This window comes from Clostridium sp. Marseille-P299, from assembly GCF_900078195.1.
Taxonomy (GTDB): domain Bacteria; phylum Bacillota; class Clostridia; order Lachnospirales; family Lachnospiraceae; genus Lachnoclostridium.
This window is the reverse complement of record NZ_FJVE01000004.1, coordinates 137,202-158,675: the sequence shown is the minus strand read 5'-3', so window position 1 is coordinate 158,675 and position 21,474 is coordinate 137,202. Positions and strand designations below refer to the sequence as shown.

Here is a 21,474-nt window from a genome sequence, read left to right as displayed (position 1 = left end):
ATATTGCTATGTAAGAACTTAACATGAAAGTCAACGAAAGAGAGGATTTACTTTTATATTTCTAAGACATTAACGTGTTAAAGATAATATGGCGGAATATTATAAATGGACCACATTGGCTGCAATCAATGTGGTTCTTTTTCCATATTTTATTGACCGATATGTAAACCTATGTTAAGTTATTTTATGACAAAAAATAGCAGAAGGAAGGTGTTCCTGATAATTGGTATGAATATAAATGATGAAAGAGAGCAGTATGAACTTTTTTTGTCTGGAGATAATGAAGCCTTTGAAAAACTAGTAATTGCACATAAAGATGGATTGATTTTATTTATTAATCGATTTGTCCAAAACATATCCATAGCGGAAGATCTTGCACAGGATGTATTTGTGGAAATGTATGTCCACAAAGAGCGATATCATTTCGGAGTAAGTTTAAAAACATATCTGTATACAATCGGTAGAAATAAAGCTGTCGACTATATAAGAAAAAACCAAAGGATGGTATTTGTAGATGAGTATCCTGATTCTATAAAGGAAGAATCCAGCTTAGAAGAAAAGGTTATAAAAAAAGAAGAAAAAATAATGCTATATCAAGCTATGAAGCAATTAAAGAAAGAATATCAAACAGCAATTACATTAATAGATTTTGAAGAGCTAAGTTATGCAGAAGCAGCAAAAGTTTTAAATAAAACAGATGGCCAAATGAAGGTATTGATTCATAGAGCTAGAAAGAGTCTTGCAAAAGTATTAAGTAGGGAGGGATTTAAGTATGAAAAGTGATCGTGAATTTATAGATGGAATATACTCAAAAGCTGCAGCTTATGAGAAAGAAAAAGTTGAAAATAAAAACAAACATACCTTCCTTGAAAAATGTTCCAATTGGTTGAAAGTACATCGAATGCAAGTATCATTTGCTACAGGTATTGCATTCTGTGGAATTATTCTATCTGTTGGTTTAAATCATCCGAGGACAGATAAAATCAATGAGAATTTAAGAAATACACCGAATGCTATTCATCATGATTTAGAAAATTTACCAGATACCATTAATCATGATTCGGAAAATATACCGGACTCCATGACAAAAAATCAACGGGGAGTACAAGATATGGAATCTCCAGCAAGCTATGATTTTGCCATGGAAGAAAACGGTATGGCTGTAGCAGAGCCTAGAACAACGATATATGGGGATATTACTGCAATTTATGAAACTGATTCATCTAAATTTGCAGAGATTAAAGTACATGATAGCAATGATTCCTTGATTATAGATAGTACGATTACATTTTTATTACCAAAAGAGCAGTCAAATATCGTTGATATAGGAGAAGAAGTTATTGTGAAATTAATAAAAGAGAGTGGCATGGATTATTATACATTAGATGATTTTAAGGAGGATCTTTTTCGTTTAGAGGAGGAAAACCAAGAAAAAGTTTATATATCCATTAATGGTGGTATCATGAAAGAGGATGAGGTAAAAGAATAACTTCGCCTAGGAGGACGAAATGGTTTTTAGTAGCTTATTGTTTTTATTTCGATTTTTACCAATCGTATTGATCATTTATTTTTTAGCACCTAGAAAATTAAGAAATGCGGTGTTATTTTTTTCAAGCTTAGTATTTTATGCTTGGGGCGAACCTGTTTATGTGGTTTTAATGCTATTTTCAACTGTAGTTGATTTTACCCATGGTATGCTAGTTCAGCATTTTAAAGATAAAGGGCAGATTAAGTATGCAAAAATAGCGGTAGGTTCTGCCATGACAATTAATTTATTCTTATTGGGATTTTTTAAGTATTCTGATTTTTTGATTCGAAATATTAATGCAATCACGGGAAGTTCAATCCCATTACTAAATTTAGCTTTGCCGATTGGTATATCTTTTTATACATTCCAAACGATGTCGTATACCGTTGATATCTATCGTGGTGATGCAAAAGTTCAGAAAAATATTATTTCATTTGGATCCTATGTGGCACTATTTCCGCAGCTTATTGCTGGACCAATTGTGCAATATAACACAGTTGCAGAACAACTAAATCATAGAAGAGAGAATATTGATGAGTTTTCATACGGTATCATGCGTTTTATGTGTGGTCTTGGAAAAAAGGTATTGCTTGCAAATAATATTGGTTTACTTTGGGATCAAATTAATGCCCTTCCGGTTCAAAACTTACCAGTACTTACGGCTTGGCTAGGAATTACAGCATTTGCATTCCAGTTGTACTTTGATTTTTCAGGATATTCTGATATGGCAATTGGCCTTGGGCATATGTTTGGTTTCCGTTTCTTAGAGAATTTTAATTATCCATATATGTCAAGAAGTATAACGGAATTTTGGAGAAGATGGCATATTTCATTAAGCAGCTGGTTCCGTGATTATGTATATATCCCACTTGGTGGAAATCGTCACGGATTAGGAAAACAAGTGAGAAATATAGCAATTGTCTGGCTTCTTACTGGAATTTGGCATGGAGCGAGCTGGAATTTTGTTCTATGGGGCGTTTATTTTGGGGTATTTTTAATTATAGAAAAATTTATTTTACTAAAATGGTTAAAGAAAGCACCTAAGTTTATCACACATTTATACACATTATTTGTTGTATGGATTGGATGGACTCTCTTTGCTTTTGATGATTTATCCGCAGGTATTTTATATCTAAAAGCAATGTTTGGTGGAAATGGAGCAGGAATTTTAAACCAAGAGGGAATGTATCTGCTATTAAATTATGGGATAATGTTAGTTATTTTAATTATTGCAAGTACAAATTTTCCTAAGAAGATTGTTGCGTTTATTGCAAATAAAAATAGTGAGAATATTTTGATGCCATGTCTACGTAGCGTTTTTATCATCGGTATTTTTATAATTTCAGTATCTTATTTAGTTGCATCTACGTATAATCCATTCTTATATTTTAGGTTTTAGAATACCAGTTTTTTAGATACGAAGCGAGAGAAGAGGTGGATTTATAATGGGAAATAAAGAGCAAAGTTTATATGAAACTTTGTATCCAGAAGGAACAGAAAAAGAGCTAAGGGATAAAAAAAATAGAAAGAAAAATATAGTACAAATTGTGATTTTTAGTTCTTTAATTTTTGGAATAACAATAGCGAGTATTTTAAGCCCTACAAGAGCGTTTTCCGAAAGTGAAAATCGAACATTAGCAAGTAAGCCTAAATTCACATTGGATGCCTTGTACCATGGAGACTATACCGCAGATTATGAAACGTATATAACAGATCAATTTGTTATGCGTGATCAATGGATTGGGATTAAAACGAGAACAGAGTTATTACTACAAAAGAAAGACATTAACGGAATCTATTTTGGCAAGGATGATTACTTAATTCAAAAAGTTGACACTACTGATGTAGATTATGAACAGGTGCAAAAGAATATTACAAGAGTAGAAGCGTTTATTGAAAAATATTCAGGGTTATTAGGGAAAGAACACGTTTTTGCAATGATAGCACCAACTGCTTTTGACATATTAGAAGAAAAACTTCCTCCATTTGCTACAGGATACAACCAAGATGCAATTTTAGACGAGTTGGCAAAGAGAATTCCAGAAAATTGGATTGATCTTAGACAAGTGCTTAAAAATCATTCTTCAGAGTATATTTTCTACCGTACAGACCATCACTGGACAACACTTGGAGCTTATTATGCTTATGAAGCTTGGGCAAATGCGGTAGGAGAGAAGCCACTTAGTAAAGATGAATTTACAATTAATAAAGTGAGTGATTCTTTTTATGGCACAAATTACTCTAAGGTGCATGTAAATGTAAATCCAGACGATATGTATATTTTTGACTCTGGTAAGAAGTTCTCGGTCCAGTATAACATGGATGGAAAGATAAAAGACTCTCTTTATGAGATGAGTTATCTTGATGTAAAAGATAAATACTCAATGTATCTGAATGGAAATAACCCATTTGTTGAAATTAATTCAGATGTGATGAATGGCAAGAAATTATTAATCATCAAAGATTCCTATGCTCACAGTTTTACACCATTTGTAGCAAATCACTATGAAACAACATATATGATTGATTTTAGATATTTCAATCTACCAGTATCAACAGTGATTGAACAATATGGAATTACAGACGTTCTTGTTTTATATAATGCAAATTCATTTATAGAAGATAAGAATATTTATAAATTATCTAATTAATGTAGAAGTATAAAAAGGGTCTGGCGTGTCATGATGCACCCCCATAAAGTTTAACTTATTGGGCTACATCATCAAACGTCAGGCCCTTTTACTATTATTAAGCAATTGACTAGGATTATTGGTATGCCTTTTTCAATAATAAGACACTTTTTACAACATATGAAGCACATTACGTAATATCTAAATTATAAAATGCTCTTTATAATATATGAAAGAGTATGTTAGCAAAGACCTAACAGCAGCGTGGAGGTTATTATGAAGATAGTTGTGCTTGCAGGCGGATATAGCCCAGAAAGAGAAGTTTCATTGTGTTCAGGCAGTTTAATTGCCAATGCTTTAATTGAGAATGGTCATCGTGTAATCTTATGGGATCTAAGTAAAGATATCGAAGATGAAATGTCAATGGAGGATTTATTTCTAAGTAAAGAATCATCAAAACGATATCATCATGAAATTCAAACAAAAGAAACAATTTTTTTAACAAACGAGAGTAGCACTCAGAACTTTTCGATGATTGGTAAAGGTGTTCTCTCATTATGCCAATCGGTTGATGTTGTCTTTATGGCATTACATGGTTCAATTGGTGAGAATGGTAAGTTACAAGCAGTGTTTGATCTAATGGGTATACGTTACACAGGAAGTGGATACCTAGGTAGCATACTAGCTATGGATAAGGGAGTAACAAAACAATTACTTACACAAGAAGGCATAAAAACACCCAAGTGGATATCTTTGAAAGAAAGTGATACTAATGTGGATAAAGTTGAAGAACTTATAGGTTATCCATGCGTTGTAAAACCTGCAAGTTGTGGTTCTAGTATAGGAGTTAAAATAGTAAAGAATCAAGGTGCATTAATCCAGGCGCTCACGGAGGCAAGACATTATGAGGAGCATGTAATAATAGAAGAGATGATTGTAGGAAGAGAGTTTTCGGTAGGAATTCTAGATTCAAAAACATTACCTGCAATTGAAATAATTCCTCAGAGTGGTTTTTATGATTATAAAAATAAGTACGAAGCGGGATTAACATCTGAGATTTGTCCAGCAAATATAAGCAAAGAGTTAGAAGAAAAATTAGAAGAAATAGCGTTGAACGTACACAAGACATTGCAACTAGGTTATTATTCGCGAGTTGATTTAATGACAAATTATAAGGACGAAGTTTTTGTTTTAGAAGCAAATACCTTGCCTGGTATGACCCCTACGAGTCTATTACCGCAGGAGGCTAAAGTAGTAGGTATAAACTATGAAGAACTTTGCGAAAGAATATTATTATCTGCGTTATAGAAAAATGTAAAGCTAAGAAAAATGAAAACTTAGGAAAATGAGAACTTAAAAAAATGAAAAGAGGGTGCCGCATGTTTTATTAATGCGACACCCTCTTCATATTTTAAAGGTTGGATTTATTCTCAAATTTAGCAATAGTTTCTTTTATCATATTCTCTACAAGTTCAGCAATTTCAGTGGATTTCATACCTTGGTAATCCTCATAATAAAGAGGTTTTAAGTAATGAATCTGTACTGTCAAAGGCTTAATTGAATTTGTATCAAAAGCCTTATATGAATCGATAATTGCAACAGGGACAATAGGACACCTAGCGTTCATGGCGCTTTTAAAACTTCCGCCTTTAAACTCACCAATTTGATTGCCATTACGACTTCTAGTTCCTTCTGCAAAAATTAAGAAGTTCTCACCATTTTTAACACGATTCGTCATGTTTTTAATTACAGTCATGGATTGTCTAATATCTTCACGGTCAATGATTTCTGCTTGTAAAAGGCAAATAACATTACGGAGTAAAAAGATATCTTTTACTTCTTTCTTCATTACGGTAACTAAAGGACGTTCGTGAGTTTCTACAAAAGCAAGGGCATCAAATAATCCTTGATGATTTGGAAACATAATATAGCCTGTCTCTTTTGGAAGGTTTTCAATGCCATGGCAATCAATGGTTACACGTCCACGTTTATTTACAATTGGCGTTAACTTATGGAGAAAAGCATATCTTGTAAAACGATCATATTTATCTATGTTGCATAGTCTGAAAAGCTGAAAAAGCCAAATAGGAAGTTGAAAGAAACTTCTAATGAACATAAGTGCAATTCGTTTCATAATATCCTCTTTCTTGTAAAACAATAAACATAGATTTTATGTTTTTATTTTACTATACAATTGATAAGAAAAGTGTAATGCACAACGAGATTTAATAAATCATCTTATTAATTTAACTCATAACCTTTTAACATTCTAGCACGGCTAGGGTGTCTTAACTTACGTAGTGCTTTCGCTTCAATCTGACGTATACGCTCACGAGTAACGTTAAATTCTTTTCCTACTTCCTCAAGAGTACGACTTCTACCGTCCTTTAAACCAAAACGAAGAATAAGAACACGTTGTTCTCTCTCGGTTAATGTATCGAGTAATTTTGCAATTTGATCTTGTAGAACAGCATAAGATGCGGCATCTTCAGGACCCATAATTGTATCATCTTTAATAAAGTCTCCAAGGTGGCTATCGTCCTCTTCACCAATTGGAGTATCAAGAGAGATTGGATCTGCGGATACTTTTAATATTTCACGTACCTTTTCAATAGGTAAATTCATTGCATCTGCAAGTTCTTGTTCACTTGGCTCACGACCTAATTCTTGTAAAAGATTTCTGGATACACGATATGTCTTATTAATTACTTCAGACATATGCACTGGAATACGAATGGTACGTGACTGATCGGCAATAGATCTTGTAATCGCTTGTCGAATCCACCAAGTTGCATAAGTACTAAACTTATATCCTTTGTTGTAATCGAATTTATCTACTGCTTTAATTAAACCTAAGTTACCTTCTTGAATTAAATCAAGGAAAGATAATCCTCTACCAACATAACGTTTGGCAATACTAACTACTAAACGAAGGTTAGATTCAGCAAGAATTCGTTTTGCATGTTCATCGCCTTCTTCAATTTTTTTAGCTAGTTCAATTTCTTCAGCAACTGAAAGAAGAGGATAGCTACCAATTTCTTTTAAATATTGTTTTACAGGGTCATCAGACATTGCTGAAGCCATTGATGATAAATCTTCTGCATCGGCTAATACCTCAGAATCTTCTTCCAATTCTAAAAGAACATCATCGTTTGGTTCATCATCGTCCGTAGGATTTAGGACTACAATATTATGTGCTTCTAAATACTCATATATTTTGTCAATCTGTCTAACGTTCAGATTTAATTCTTTGAAAAAGTCATTTACTTTATCTACTTCGATTACGCCTTTATTACTGTTGGCAAAGGAAACCAACTCTTTTAGTCGTGCTTCAAAGATGCTTACTTGTTCTTCCATGTAATGGACCTCCAGTACTTTTGTTTCGGGCAAAAAAGTCACCAATTAGCATTATATCACATATACTGTCCAATTGGAATAAAATCTTTCAAATTGTGATTCTTAAATTTTACAAAATGAAACAGTAAATTTACTTTTGGGTTTCTTAATTAACATCTTTGTTGAAAGATATGATTCATATTTGATTATAATTACTTTAATTATGAAAAGGATTCAAAACTCTAGTTTTAACTATAGCTGAAAAGGTGACTAATATGTATATTTACCTTTTATGTATTATTTATAGGGGAAGCCCTCTATTAATTATGCAATTTGTTTCTTCCTATAATAAGGTAGATTAATTTTACTATATTATAAAGAAAGAAACAATGTGAATTATTGAGAACTATAAGGAATTGTAGTAAAGAAGATGGTAAATAAAGTTATCAGACAAATCAAGTAATAAATTATAATAAATAATTAATTTTCTATTAATATACAAGTTAATAAAATAATTAATAATTTATTTTAAAATGTATTGACAAATAAGAATAAATATAATATAATACAGATATCAAAAAGAAAACAAATAGAAATGGAGATGATTCCATTGGAAATAGACATTGAGAATATACATACGAAAGTGAAAGAGGTGATTCCATTGGGCATGGACATGAATTTTTCAAATGTAAAATATAAAAGTGAAAGTGGTGATTCATAATTAATATTTGTTTTAAATAAATGTACATATTATAAATAAATGGTTACAACCATACGTGTTTTGATAAATAGGGGTCCGGTATATTGAACTATGAATCATCATAGGGTACATAACAAATTATTTAAGTACATTAATTTAAAGCACTCGTTACATTGGTTGATGAAGTATATTTAAAAAAAAATTAATCTAAAAGATTTAATCTAAAAAAATTTAATATAGATTATTATAAAATTCATAGATATTGATCATAATAATTAATAAATTAGAGTAATAAAGAGGAAAGTTGATTATCGACTTTCCTCTTTCTATTTTTATTTAATATTTCTAAAATCTTACTTTCAATTCTACAAAAACCTCCTTGACAATGATGGATTTAAGCAGTATAATCGATTCTGCGTGCAGTAAATGCATGATTGCAACCACGTAACATCGAATTTTTATCAGGAGGTGAAAAATTAATGCCAACATTTAATCAGTTAGTAAGAAAAGGCAGAAAGACAATGGAGAAAAAATCTACTGCTCCAGCGTTACAGAGAGGATTTAACTCCTTAAGCAAGAAAGCAACAGACACATCATCACCACAAAAAAGAGGTGTATGTACAGCAGTTAGAACTCAGACTCCTAAGAAACCAAACTCAGCTCTTAGAAAGATCGCCAGAGTTCGTCTTTCAAACGGAATCGAAGTAACAAGCTATATCCCAGGTGAAGGACATAACCTTCAGGAGCATAGCGTTGTATTGATCAGAGGTGGTAGAGTAAAGGACCTTCCAGGTACAAGATACCATATCGTCAGAGGTACGCTTGATACAGCAGGTGTTGCTAAGAGAAGACAGGCTCGTTCCAAATACGGAGCTAAGAGACCTAAAGACGCAAAATAATAACTCATTACTAATTTTAGTAGCATAAACAAAAGCTAAGCAGTAGTTTAGTAATTTAAGCTATGATTAATGCCGGGTTAATTTTTTATTTCGAAGAAAACACTTTATCTGTGTGGTTGCAGAAGGTTCGATTTGAAAATAGATATTAAGCTGAGCATGAACACAGTAATGTGAGTACCGTAGAATTAATGATTGCTTAAAGCAATCGATATTAAGGAGGGAAGCAACGTGCCACGTAAAGGACATATACAAAAAAGAGATGTATTAGCAGATCCTATTTACAATAATAAGACTGTTACTAAGTTAATCAATAACATCATGTTAGATGGTAAGAAGGGTACTGCACAAAAAATCGTATACGGCGCATTTGAAAAAGTAGCAGAGAAGTCCGGTAAAGAAGCAATGGACGTATTTGAAGAGGCTATGAATAACATCATGCCAGTACTTGAAGTTAAAGCTCGTCGTATCGGTGGTGCAACATATCAGGTACCAATCGAAGTAAGACCAGATAGAAGACAGGCATTAGGTCTTCGTTGGTTAACTTTATTTTCTCGTAAGAGAGGCGAAAAAACTATGGTTGACAGACTTGCAGGAGAAATCCTTGATGCAGCTGCTAACACTGGTTCCGCTGTAAAGAGAAAAGAAGATATGCACAAAATGGCAGAAGCAAACAAAGCGTTTGCACACTATCGCTGGTAATCAACGAGAAATGTGCGAGCAAAAGCGTTTGCTTTCGCTCATTGCCGTTGATAATAATCAAAGAATGTGTATGCAAATGCTTTTGCATTTGCACACTACCTTTGGCAGATTATGCAATATCTTTTTAGGGTTTGGGTTGTGTAATGCGGTCAAATCCTTTTAGTTAAGTAAACTTAACTTTGTAGTCGTTAATAAATTTTGAATAAATTGTTTATATTAAATACGATTTATTATTATGTAAGGAGGAAAAATCCTTGGCTGGAAGAGAATATCCTTTAGAGAGAACAAGAAACATCGGTATCATGGCTCACATCGATGCTGGTAAGACAACTCTTACAGAGCGTATCTTATACTATACTGGTGTTAACTACAAAATCGGTGATACTCATGAAGGAACTGCAACAATGGACTGGATGGAGCAGGAACAGGAAAGAGGTATCACAATCACTTCCGCCGCAACGACATGTCACTGGACTCAAGAATTTGAAAACAAGAAGTTACCTGGCGCTTTAGAAAACCGTATCAATATCATTGATACTCCTGGCCACGTAGATTTTACTGTTGAAGTTGAGCGTTCATTACGTGTACTTGATAGTGCGGTTGGTGTTTTTTGTGCTAAGAACGGTGTAGAACCACAGTCTGAAACTGTATGGCGTCAGGCTGATAAATATAACGTACCTAGAATTGCATTCGTTAACAAAATGGACATTTCTGGTGCAAACTTCTTCAACGTAGTAAGCATGATTAGAAATAGATTAGGTAAAAACCCAGTGCCTATCCAAATACCAATTGGTAAAGAAGACACATTTAAGGGTGTTGTCGATCTTTTCGAAATGAAAGCATACCTTTATCTTGATGATAAGGGAGATAAGATTGAAGTTACAGAAATCCCTGATGATTTAAAAGATCAAGCAGAAGAGTATAGAGCAGCAATGATTGAATCTATCTGTGAAACAGATGATGAATTGCTTGAAAAATACTTAGAAGGAACTGAACCTTCTAATGAAGAATTAAAGAAAGCTCTTAGAGCAGCAACAATTAGTGTAGCTATTATTCCTGTACTTTGCGGTACTGCATACAAGAATAAGGGTATCCAAAAATTACTTGATGCTGTTATTGAATACATGCCAGCTCCAACTGATATCCCTGATATTAAGGGTGTAGACGAAGATGGTAATGAAGTTCATAGAGCATCTTCTGATGATGAACCTTTCGCAGCATTAGCATTTAAGATCATGGCTGACCCATTCGTAGGTAAGCTTGCATTCTTCAGAGTTTACTCTGGTTCCTTAAATTCAGGTTCTTATGTATTAAATGCAACAAAAGGTAAAAAAGAACGTGTAGGACGTATCCTTCAGATGCACGCAAATAAGAGAGAAGAACTTGAAAAAGTTTATGCTGGTGATATTGCTGCAGCTGTTGGTCTTAAATTTACAACAACTGGTGATACAATCTGTGATGAAAAGTCTCCTGTTATCTTAGAGTCTATGGAATTCCCAGAACCAGTTATTGATATCGCTATCGAGCCAAAAACTAAGGCTGGACAGGATAAGATGGGTGAAGCTTTAGCAAAACTTGCAGAAGAAGATCCTACTTTCCGTGTATCTACTAATACTGAAACTGGTCAGACAATCATCGCTGGTATGGGTGAACTTCACCTTGAAATCATCGTAGATCGTTTACTTCGTGAATTTAAAGTAGAAGCTAACGTTGGTGCTCCTCAGGTAGCATACAAAGAAGGTATCACAAGAGAAGTTGATATCGATAGTAAATATGCAAAACAGTCTGGTGGTCGTGGACAGTATGGTCACTGTAAAGTTCGTTTTGCACCTATGGATGTTAACGGTGAAAAGACATTTGAATTTAAAAACTCTGTAGTTGGTGGTGCTATTCCTAAGGAATATATCCCAGCTGTTCAAGCAGGTATTGAAGATGCTATGAAGAGTGGTATCCTTGGAGGATTCCCTGTTCTTGGTGTTAGTGCAGACTGTTACGATGGTTCTTACCATGAAGTCGATTCTAACGAAATGGCATTTAAGATCGCTGGTTCTATGGCATTTAAAGATGCAATGCATAAAGCAGGTGCCGTTTTACTTGAGCCAATCATGAGAGTTGAAGTTACTGTTCCAGAAGAGTACATGGGTGATGTTATCGGTGATATTAGTTCCCGTCGTGGACGTATCGAAGGATCTGAAGATATCAACGGAACTAAGTTAATTCGTGGTTTCGTTCCACTATCTGAAATGTTTGGATACGCAACAACACTTCGTTCTAAGACACAGGGCCGTGGTGCTTATTCTATGTTCTTCTCCACTTATGAACAAGTTCCAAAGAACGTTCAAGAAAAAATACTTGCAAATAAATAATTAAGATAAATTATTACATTTTTGGTAATAATGAATTTTATAAGGGAGTTGTCCATAGTAACAACGAGTTACTATGGTAACTCCTGATAAAAAAATAGAAAAAACCTTATTTTTAGCTTGAAAATATTTTACTTATGAAATATAATTGGGCTATAAGGCGCTTATTCTGCCATAATGCAGAAAGCAGGTGCAGTTTGTTAGTATTCTCGCTAATTTTACTTAAGTTTTAACACTGCACAAGAATATCATTTCGAATAGATTGAATGATATCAATTATAAAGATTAATTATGCGCTCAAAGAGCGAAATTAAAGGAGGACGTTTTAAAATGGCTAAAGCTAAGTTTGAAAGAAACAAACCACATTGTAACATTGGTACAATCGGTCACGTAGATCATGGTAAGACTACATTAACAGCAGCTATCACAAAGACACTTAACAGCAGATTAGGAACTGGTCAAGCAGTTGCTTTCGATATGATCGATAAGGCTCCAGAAGAAAGAGAAAGAGGTATCACTATTTCTACTTCTCACGTTGAGTACGAATCAAAAAATCGTCACTATGCACACGTTGACTGCCCAGGCCATGCTGACTATGTAAAGAACATGATCACTGGTGCTGCTCAGATGGATGGTGCTATCCTTGTAGTTGCTGCAACTGATGGTGTTATGGCTCAGACTAAAGAACACATCTTACTTTCCCGTCAGGTTGGTGTTCCTTACATCGTAGTATTCATGAACAAATGTGATATGGTTGATGATCCAGAATTACTTGAATTAGTAGAAATGGAAATCAGAGACTTATTAACTGAGTATGAATTCCCTGGTGATGAAACTCCAGTTATCCAAGGTTCTGCTCTTAAAGCTCTTGAAGATCCAAACAGCGAATGGGGAGATAAGATCCTTGAATTATTCGACGCTGTTGACAGCTGGATTCCAGATCCACAGAGAGAGACTGACAAGCCTTTCTTAATGCCAGTAGAAGACGTATTCTCTATCACTGGTCGTGGTACTGTTGCAACTGGTCGTGTTGAACGTGGTGTTCTTCATAACGCAGACGAAGTTGAAATCGTTGGTATCAAAGATGAAACTCGTAAAGTAGTTGTTACTGGTATCGAAATGTTCCGTAAACTTCTTGATGAAGCTCAAGCTGGTGATAACATCGGTGCTTTATTACGTGGTGTTCAAAGAACAGACATCGAAAGAGGTCAGGTACTTTGTAAACCAGGTTCAATCACTTGCCACAAGAAATTCAAAGCTCAGGTTTACGTTTTAACTAAAGATGAAGGTGGACGTCATACTCCTTTCTTCAACAACTATAGACCACAGTTCTATTTCAGAACTACAGACGTTACTGGTGTTGTTAATCTTCCAGAAGGTACAGAAATGTGCATGCCTGGTGATAACATCGAAATGACTATTGAATTAATTCACCCAATCGCTATGGAACAAGGTCTTGGCTTTGCTATCCGTGAAGGTGGACGTACAGTAGGTTCCGGTAAGGTTGCATCTATCATTGAATAATTTTTAAATTAATTTTATATTAATTTTTGTGTCGTAGCGGGATAAAACCTCTCACTTTTTAGTGAGAGGTTTTTTTAATGTTATAATAAAATGAACACTAAAAAAATTTTACGCATAAAGTGTGCATACGCACATTTTGAAACATGTCGTAAAAGTAACAGTGATCTTAGATATGAGAAAAGAGTTAGAAAAAAAATCAGTGCATTGTATTATGAAAATAAAATTTTAGTCGATATAGTATACATGTAAAGTAATTTAAGTTCTTTCACCATATAAATTGCTAGAAGAATTCGCATTTGCTGATGCATTATGATGAAAAATGTCGAATTTCCAATCTCTAGGAAAGGTTTTGAAAATTTCCTTTGAAAATTTCATGAAATATGTTTATAATATAATAGAGTATGTTTAAACTTAATATAACGACAAAAATAACGAAATAAAATAGAACATATATTGTAGGCATTTTTGAAAGGAGATACACAGATGTTGGGAAGCGATATCGGAATTGATTTAGGAACTGCAAGTGTCTTAGTTTATATAAAAGGAAAAGGTGTAGTTTTAAAGGAGCCATCTGTAGTAGCATTTGATAGAGATACAAATAAAATTAAGGCAATTGGTGAAGAAGCAAGATTGATGTTAGGTAGAACACCAGGAAATATAGTTGCAGTACGTCCGTTAAGACAGGGCGTTATTTCTGATTATACGGTTACAGAAAAAATGCTTAAATATTTTATACAAAAAGCAGTGGGTAAACAACGTTTCAGAAAGCCTATTATCAGTGTGTGTGTCCCAAGCGGTGTCACAGAAGTAGAGAAAAAGGCAGTAGAAGATGCTACGTATCAAGCTGGTGCAAGAGATGTAGCTATTATTGAAGAGCCAATTGCAGCGGCAATTGGAGCTGGTATAGATATATCAAGACCATGTGGAAATATGATTGTAGATATCGGTGGAGGTACTTCTGATATTGCAGTTATTTCATTAGGTGGAACTGTTGTAAGTACTTCGATAAAGATTGCAGGAGATGACTTTGATGAAGCCATCGTTCGCTATATGCGTAAAAAGCATAATTTATTAATCGGTGAACGTACTGCTGAGGATATAAAGATTAAGATAGGCTCTGCTTACCGTAGACCAGAAGTAATTGCTATGGATGTAAGAGGCCGTAATTTAGTAACAGGATTACCAAAGACGATTTCTGTAACGTCGGAAGAAACTGAAGAAGCTCTAAAAGAAACAACTTCTCAGATTGTAGAAGCAGTGCACAGTGTACTTGAAAAAACTCCTCCTGAATTAGCAGCAGACATTGCTGATCGTGGAATTGTTTTAACTGGTGGTGGTTGCTTATTATATGGTCTTGAAGAGTTAATTGAAGAGAAAACAGGTATTACGACTATGACAGCAGAAGACCCAATGACAGCAGTAGCAATCGGTACTGGTAAGTTTGTTGAGTTTTTAAGTGGTAAAAAGAATTAATAAGATAAAGATATTTAATTCGATACAGAAATCAGCGGTTTGGTCAGATGATGGAGGGAGATTGCTATGGTAAGAGGCTTGTATACAGGCTGGAAAGGTATGGAGAATGAGCAAAAGCGTCTTGATGTAATTTCAAACAACTTAGCAAATTCATCAACCGTTGGTTTTAAAAGTGAGGGAGTTACTAACCAATCTTTTGATGATGTTTTAACGATTAAAGTACGTGATGCATCCAAAGGATATAAAGAATCTCAGATTGGTACAATGACACCAGGAGTTAAGATTGGTGAGGTTTATACAGATTATAACCAAGGTTCTTTAAGGGAGTCTAGTGGAACCTATGACATGGCGATAGAAGGAGAGGGCTTTTTTTCTGTCAGTGTTATAGATAAAGCAGGGAATGAAAGTACTAAGTATACAAGAGCTGGACAATTTGTCATGGACAAAGAGGGATATATTGTTGATGTGAATGGAAATCATCTACTTAGTGAAAGTGGTTACTTGCAAGTTCCAACGGAAGCCGGAAGTGTTGCAATTGATCTAAATGGTAATGTTTATGCGGACAATCAACTTGTTGATACAATTAAATTAGCAGATTTTGAAGATTATAATTATCTAAAAAAATTTGGCGATACGATGTATGGAGCTGTTGATGGAGCAGTGGAAAAGGAAGCAACAGGAGCCATTAGACAAGGATACACAGAACAATCCAATGTAAATGTAGTTTCAGAGATGGTAGATCTTATTGCAATTACAAGAGCATATGAAGCAAATCAAAAGATAATACAAGCAATGGATACTACATTAGAATTAGCAGTATCTTCTGTTGGTAAAGTATAATAGGGGGAAAAACATATGATGCGTGCATTATGGACCGGAGCTTCAGGAATGAATGCTCAACAAACGAATTTAGATACAATTGCAAATAATTTTTCCAATATTGCAACCACAGGTTATAAGAAGGAATCTGCTCAGTTTGCATCTTTACTATATCAAAAAATTCAAACAAAAACCACAGATAACGAAGGAAATAAAAAACCAGTCATCGGACAAGTAGGTTTAGGCGTTCGAAATACTGCTATAGTATCTCAATTCTCACAAGGCTCTTTGCAAGAGAGTGATAGTAATTGGGATATGGCCATTGAAGGTAATGGTTTCTTTATGGTTGATCTAAACGATGGAACAACTGGTTATACAAGAAATGGTTCCTTTGGTTTATCCATTGGTCAAGATGGCGTTACTCTTGCAAACGCGGATGGTTACGCTGTCTTAGATTCTAAGGGAGAACCGATTACTTTCTCACAGGATACAGTAACAGCAACACTTAATAATGTGAAAGCAGCAGAAAAAGACGCTGGCATCGAAGATGATTCTACGGTTACAGAGCTTGATTATAGTAATATCAATATGGACGAGTATGGTAATTTAACATATACAAGTAAGAACAATGTTACTGTGAATATGGGAATTAAAATCGGGTTAGCTCAGTTTAATAACCCAGCTGGACTTGAAAAATTATCTGGAAGCTTATTTGGAGCTACAGATAATTCGGGTACAGTAAGATTAGAAAGTGAAGATACTTCTCTTACGAAAAGTAAAATTCATCAAGGCTATTTAGAAGGCTCTAATGTGGATACAGCCAATGAGATTGTTAATCTTATTGTTGCACAAAGAGCGTATGAGATGAATTCTAAAACAATTACGGCAGCCGATGAAATGTTACAACAGGCAAACAACCTTAGACGTTAGAGAAGGGTAGGATATAATGAGTATAAGTATAGGATCAGATTCATTGTATACATCAACACTTGCAAGTTCCGGGAAATCTTCCAAGACGAGTCAGCTTGAAAATACACTAAATAAAGATTTATCCAATGCAACAGATGAAGAATTATTAGAATCATGCAAAAGTTTTGAAACTTACCTAGTAGAGCAGGTAGTAAAACAAGTGAAAAAATCTATGGTAAGTAGTGAGGAAGATGAAAATACGTATCTTACATATTTCGGTGATACGTTATATGAGGAAGTAGCAGAACAAATTACAGAAAGCGGCCAATTGGGAATCGCTAATCAGCTGTTTGAAGCAATGAAACGAAATCAATAATAGCCGCACAACGGGAAATAGATTTCTATGATATAGTTGGTAGAGCTGTTGCAGAGAAAACTTGCAGCAGCTCTCTTTTGATTTTTCGTTTTATGTAGCTTATTATAGATTTAATAGATAAAGCAAGGAGTATAGTTATGGCTGATGTTTTACAAGGTTATATTGAAAAAATAGTTTTTCGTAATGCTGAAAATGGATATACCGTACTAAGTCTTGTAAACGATGATGAGGAAATTACTTGTGTGGGTAGTTTTTCCTTTATCAATGAAGGAGAGTTTGTGCAGGTCACAGGTTCTTTCACAGCGCATCCAATGTATGGGGAGCAGTTTCAGGTGACGAGCTATGAAATCAAGGAGCCAGAAGACATTTTATCCATGGAAAAGTATTTGGGTTCTGGAGCCATCAAAGGAATAGGAACTGCTTTAGCTGCAAGAATTGTAAGACGATTTAAAGAACGGACATTTCAAATTATAGAGGAAGAGCCAGAACGACTTGCTGAGGTAAAGGGTATCAGCGAGAAGATGGCAAAAGAAATTTTCCGTCAATTTCAAGAAAAGCGTGAGATGAGAAATGCAATGCTATTTCTTCAGAAATATGGTATTTCACTTAATCTAGCGGTTAAGATTGTTGCCCGTTATGGGGAACGAATGTATGATATTATCAAAGAAAATCCATACCAACTTGCCGAAGACATAAGCGGAGTTGGATTTAAAATAGCGGATGAAATCGCTGCTAAAGTAGGGATAGGTAGTGATGCGGATTACCGTGTTCGAGCTGGTATTTTATATGCTTTATTGCAAGCCACAGGAAATGGGCATGTTTACTTACCAGAAAATGAACTAGCAGCAAAGGCTGTGGAAGTGCTATCGGTGCCAGTTGAAACTGTAAATCGACATATCATAGCTCTTGGTTTGGAAAAGAAGATAATGATTAAAGAAAGCCAAGAAGGAAGACGCATCTACAGTACAAATTTTTATTATATAGAATTAAACACAGCAAGAATGTTATGCGATCTTAATATTAAGTATGATATTATGCAAACGCAAATAGAAACTAGGTTAAGTAAAATAGAAAGTGCATCAAACATTGAACTAGATGAGATGCAAAGGATGGCTGTCATTGAGGCTGCTAGAAATGGTTTATTAATTGTAACGGGTGGACCAGGTACTGGTAAAACCACAACGATTAATACGATTATTCAATTTTTTGAATCGGAAGGAATGGATATTTTATTAGCAGCACCAACTGGGCGTGCAGCTAAGAGAATGACAGAGACTACTGGCTATGAAGCAAGAACCATACATCGAATGCTTGAACTTTCTGGTGGAATGGATGGAAATGACGGTAGAATGGCATTTGAAAGAAATGAAGGAAATCCGCTTGAGACAGATGTAATTATCATTGACGAGATGTCTATGGTGGATATTAGTTTAATGCATTCCTTGTTACGTGCGATTGCTGTTGGAACAAGAGTTATCTTTGTAGGTGATGTGAATCAGTTACCAAGCGTTGGACCTGGTAATGTTTTACGTGATATGATTGCGTCTAATACATTTCCTGTGGTTCGTTTAACTAAGATTTTCCGTCAAGCAAGTGAGAGTGACATTATTGTAAATGCTCATAAAATAAATGATGGTAAACAAATAAAATTAGATAATAAGAGCAAGGACTTCTTCCTTTTACAGCGAAATGAAGTAAATGTAATCACAGGAGTTGTGATTGCTTTAGTGCGGGATAAGATGCCAAAGTATGTAAATGCAACACCATTTGATATCCAAGTGCTAACTCCAATGAGAAAAGGAGAGCTTGGGGTGGATCGTTTAAACCAGGTACTGCAACAATACTTAAATCCTCCTTCCAATGATAAAAAGGAAAAAGAATATGGTCAAGGACTCTTTCGTGAAGGTGATAAGGTAATGCAAATAAAAAATAATTACCAGATCACATGGGAGAAGAAGAGTAGGTATGGCATTACTGTAGATAGTGGAACAGGAGTGTTTAATGGAGATGCTGGAATTATTCGTGAGATTAATTCTTTTGCAGAACAAATTACAGTAGAATTTGAAGATGGTCATATTGTTGAATATCCGTTTGGACAATTAGATGAGTTAGAATTAGCATACGCTATTACAATTCATAAATCACAAGGTAGCGAGTATCCAGCGGTTGTTATGCCACTTTTAAGTGGACCTAGGATGTTATTTAATCGAAATTTATTATATACAGCAGTGACAAGGGCTAAGAGTTGTGTAACAATAGTCGGAAGTGAACATACCGTGCAGACGATGATAGACAATGAAAGTGAACAAAAGAGATATTCTGGGCTTAGCGAGAGAATTAAAGAAATGAATGAGGAATTGAATAAGAGATAATTTTATAACGAATTAATATGCATTTATCAGAAATAAAAAATAACTTCTGATAAGTTATATTTTAATTCTCTTATTTCTGCCTTTCCAAAAAGTTCGTGCATAACCACTTTTATTGGTGTATAATAGCCGTAAGGAATGTTTTCCAAAATAAATCAAAGGGGAAAGATTATGAATAAAACAGCATTAGTAATTATGGCAGCAGGTATTGGCAGCCGTTATGGTGGAGGAATTAAACAATTAGAGCATGTTGGACCAAGTGGTGAAATCATTATGGATTATTCCATTTATGATGCAATTCAAGCTGGGTTTGACAAAGTAGTGTTTATTATTCGTCGAGACCTTGAGAAAGATTTCAAAGAAATTATAGGAAATCGTATTGAAAAACAAATCGAAGTAGAATATGTATATCAGGAATTAGATGCACTACCAAATGGTTTTACAAAACCAGAAGAACGTGTTAAGCCTTGGGGAACTGGACAGGCAGTTCTTTGTTGTAAAGATGTAATCAAAGAGCCATTTGCAGTAATTAATGCAGATGATTATTATGGAAAAGAAGCATTTGTTAAAGTACATGATTATTTAGCAAACGCAGATGTAAGTTCTAACGATAAAAATTATTGTATGGCAGGATTTGTTCTTGGCAATACATTAAGTGATAATGGTATTGTAACAAGAGGAGTTTGCAAGGTTGATGACAATCAATTCTTAACAAGCGTTGAAGAAACATTTGCTATTGAACGTGAAGGTGATGTAGCAGTTGGTAAAAATGGTGCTGGTGAGAAAGTTACATTAGATCTTAATAGCTCAGTTTCTATGAATATGTGGGGATTCACACCAAACTTCCTTAATGAATTAGAAACAGGATTTGTTGAATTCCTAAAAGGAATTTCTGCAGAAGAGATTAAGGCAGAATATCTCCTTCCAGAAGTAGTAGGTAAAATGCTACGTGAAGAAAGAGCTACTGTAAAAGTATTAAAAACAAACGATAAATGGTTTGGTGTAACATACAAAGAAGATAAAGAACTTGTAGTTAATTCTATCAATTCTTTAGTTGCAGAAGGTAAGTATCCAGCTAAATTATTTCAAGATAAATAATTAGTAAAATGCTTATGGGGAGTATTTTAGAGGTTATATGTGATTTTATTTATCCAAGGCGATGTCCAGTATGTGCAGATATTGTCTTACCGAAAGGGAACAAGATATGTCCTTCGTGTAAGGGAAAACTCATATACATAAAAGAACCACGTTGTAAGAAATGCAGTAAGGCGATTGTGGATGAGGAATTAGAGTATTGTTTTGATTGTACGAAAAAGAAGTTTTCATATGAGAAGGGATATTCTTTATTTGAGTATGATGAAACAATGAAACATTCTATGAGTGAATTTAAGTTTCATGGAAAAAAAGAATACGCAGATTTTTATATTGAAGAATTGCTTTTAAGATATGGTGCATGGGTAAGTGAGATTGCGCCAGATGCATTGATCCCGATTCCAATTCATTATGATAAGTATAAACAAAGAGGATTTAATCAAGCAGAATTGATTGCAAATGGTATATCAAAATCTCTGAACATACCTGTGATAAACAATATACTTATTCGGAATAAATATACAACACCACAAAAGCTCTTAGATGATAAAGAACGGGTTAAAAATTTGAAGAACGCCTTTGCAATATCAGATGAGTATCTTAATAAAAGAGAAAATACAAAACTTAAACGAGTAATGCTTATCGATGATATTTATACAACTGGAGCTACGATCGATGTATGTGCAAAGGTTTTAAAAAACATAGAAATAGACGAAGTTTATTTTATGACAGTATGCATCGGAAAGGGCTACTAAGG

General features: G+C 34.4%; 18 protein-coding genes. 16 read left to right on the top strand and 2 right to left on the bottom strand.

Annotated elements, in window-relative coordinates; genetic code table 11:
• The first annotated feature begins 210 nt into the window (after nucleotides 1-210).
• The 5 genes from BN4220_RS00705 to BN4220_RS00685 all read left to right on the top strand — a co-directional run bounded on the left by BN4220_RS00705 (nucleotide 211) and on the right by BN4220_RS00685 (nucleotide 5,466).
• On the top strand, nucleotides 211-783 hold the full coding sequence (locus BN4220_RS00705; protein ID WP_197467870.1) for an RNA polymerase sigma factor: 573 nt from the start codon (nucleotides 211-213) through the stop codon (nucleotides 781-783).
• The gene (locus BN4220_RS00700) at nucleotides 773-1,489 is read left to right on the top strand and encodes a hypothetical protein (RefSeq protein WP_066712096.1); all 717 of its coding nucleotides are present in this window, start codon (nucleotides 773-775) and stop codon (nucleotides 1,487-1,489) included. Before BN4220_RS00705 ends, BN4220_RS00700 begins: the two co-directional genes overlap by 11 nt.
• A 19-nt stretch (nucleotides 1,490-1,508) precedes the next feature.
• Nucleotides 1,509-2,927, top strand: a complete 1,419-nt coding sequence (locus BN4220_RS00695; protein WP_066712094.1) for an MBOAT family O-acyltransferase — start codon at nucleotides 1,509-1,511, stop codon at nucleotides 2,925-2,927.
• A gap of 46 nt (nucleotides 2,928-2,973) precedes the next feature.
• Complete coding sequence (locus BN4220_RS00690) at nucleotides 2,974-4,179, top strand: DHHW family protein (protein WP_066712092.1); 1,206 nt, start codon at nucleotides 2,974-2,976, stop codon at nucleotides 4,177-4,179.
• Between the two features lie 255 nt (nucleotides 4,180-4,434).
• On the top strand, nucleotides 4,435-5,466 hold the full coding sequence (locus BN4220_RS00685) for a D-alanine--D-alanine ligase family protein (RefSeq protein WP_066712090.1): 1,032 nt from the start codon (nucleotides 4,435-4,437) through the stop codon (nucleotides 5,464-5,466).
• Between the two features lie 103 nt (nucleotides 5,467-5,569).
• Here BN4220_RS00685 and BN4220_RS00680 read toward each other — a convergent pair whose 3' ends face one another.
• Together BN4220_RS00680 and rpoD are read right to left on the bottom strand one after the other, a co-directional pair.
• The gene (locus tag BN4220_RS00680) at nucleotides 5,570-6,292 is read right to left on the bottom strand and encodes a lysophospholipid acyltransferase family protein (protein WP_066712088.1); all 723 of its coding nucleotides are present in this window, start codon (nucleotides 6,290-6,292) and stop codon (nucleotides 5,570-5,572) included.
• Between the two features lie 107 nt (nucleotides 6,293-6,399).
• Nucleotides 6,400-7,515 carry an RNA polymerase sigma factor RpoD gene (gene rpoD / locus BN4220_RS00675; protein ID WP_066712086.1) on the bottom strand — a complete coding sequence of 372 codons (1,116 nt, stop codon included), beginning with the start codon at nucleotides 7,513-7,515 and terminating at the stop codon, nucleotides 6,400-6,402.
• Nucleotides 7,516-8,673: 1,158 nt separating this feature from the next.
• Here rpoD and rpsL point away from each other — a divergent pair.
• The 11 genes from rpsL to BN4220_RS00620 all read left to right on the top strand — a co-directional run bounded on the left by rpsL (nucleotide 8,674) and on the right by BN4220_RS00620 (nucleotide 21,472).
• Nucleotides 8,674-9,093: a 30S ribosomal protein S12 gene (gene rpsL / locus BN4220_RS00670; RefSeq protein WP_066712084.1), complete on the top strand. Its 420-nt coding sequence runs from the start codon at nucleotides 8,674-8,676 to the stop codon at nucleotides 9,091-9,093.
• Between the two features lie 228 nt (nucleotides 9,094-9,321).
• Complete coding sequence (gene rpsG / locus BN4220_RS00665; RefSeq protein WP_066712082.1) at nucleotides 9,322-9,792, top strand: 30S ribosomal protein S7; 471 nt, start codon at nucleotides 9,322-9,324, stop codon at nucleotides 9,790-9,792.
• A gap of 254 nt (nucleotides 9,793-10,046) precedes the next feature.
• A complete protein-coding gene (fusA, locus tag BN4220_RS00660) occupies nucleotides 10,047-12,158 on the top strand; it encodes an elongation factor G (protein WP_066712080.1) in 2,112 nt (703 codons plus the stop codon).
• A gap of 327 nt (nucleotides 12,159-12,485) precedes the next feature.
• Nucleotides 12,486-13,679 (top strand): elongation factor Tu, encoded by a 1,194-nt coding sequence (gene tuf / locus BN4220_RS00655; RefSeq protein WP_066712078.1) that lies wholly within the window; start codon nucleotides 12,486-12,488, stop codon nucleotides 13,677-13,679.
• 483 nt (nucleotides 13,680-14,162) lie between these two features.
• Nucleotides 14,163-15,152: a rod shape-determining protein gene (gene mreB / locus BN4220_RS00650; protein WP_066712076.1), complete on the top strand. Its 990-nt coding sequence runs from the start codon at nucleotides 14,163-14,165 to the stop codon at nucleotides 15,150-15,152.
• A gap of 66 nt (nucleotides 15,153-15,218) precedes the next feature.
• Nucleotides 15,219-15,992: a flagellar hook-basal body protein gene (locus BN4220_RS00645; protein WP_066712074.1), complete on the top strand. Its 774-nt coding sequence runs from the start codon at nucleotides 15,219-15,221 to the stop codon at nucleotides 15,990-15,992.
• Nucleotides 15,993-16,007: 15 nt separating this feature from the next.
• On the top strand, nucleotides 16,008-16,901 hold the full coding sequence (locus tag BN4220_RS00640; RefSeq protein ID WP_066712072.1) for a flagellar hook-basal body protein: 894 nt from the start codon (nucleotides 16,008-16,010) through the stop codon (nucleotides 16,899-16,901).
• 16 nt (nucleotides 16,902-16,917) lie between these two features.
• Nucleotides 16,918-17,256 (top strand): hypothetical protein, encoded by a 339-nt coding sequence (locus BN4220_RS00635; protein WP_066712070.1) that lies wholly within the window; start codon nucleotides 16,918-16,920, stop codon nucleotides 17,254-17,256.
• A gap of 137 nt (nucleotides 17,257-17,393) precedes the next feature.
• Nucleotides 17,394-19,628 carry an SF1B family DNA helicase RecD2 gene (locus BN4220_RS00630; protein WP_066712068.1) on the top strand — a complete coding sequence of 745 codons (2,235 nt, stop codon included), beginning with the start codon at nucleotides 17,394-17,396 and terminating at the stop codon, nucleotides 19,626-19,628.
• Between the two features lie 168 nt (nucleotides 19,629-19,796).
• Nucleotides 19,797-20,723 carry a nucleotidyltransferase family protein gene (locus BN4220_RS00625; RefSeq protein ID WP_066712066.1) on the top strand — a complete coding sequence of 309 codons (927 nt, stop codon included), beginning with the start codon at nucleotides 19,797-19,799 and terminating at the stop codon, nucleotides 20,721-20,723.
• A gap of 14 nt (nucleotides 20,724-20,737) precedes the next feature.
• Complete coding sequence (locus tag BN4220_RS00620; RefSeq protein WP_148401671.1) at nucleotides 20,738-21,472, top strand: ComF family protein; 735 nt, start codon at nucleotides 20,738-20,740, stop codon at nucleotides 21,470-21,472.
• The last annotated feature ends 2 nt before the right edge of the window (nucleotides 21,473-21,474 follow it).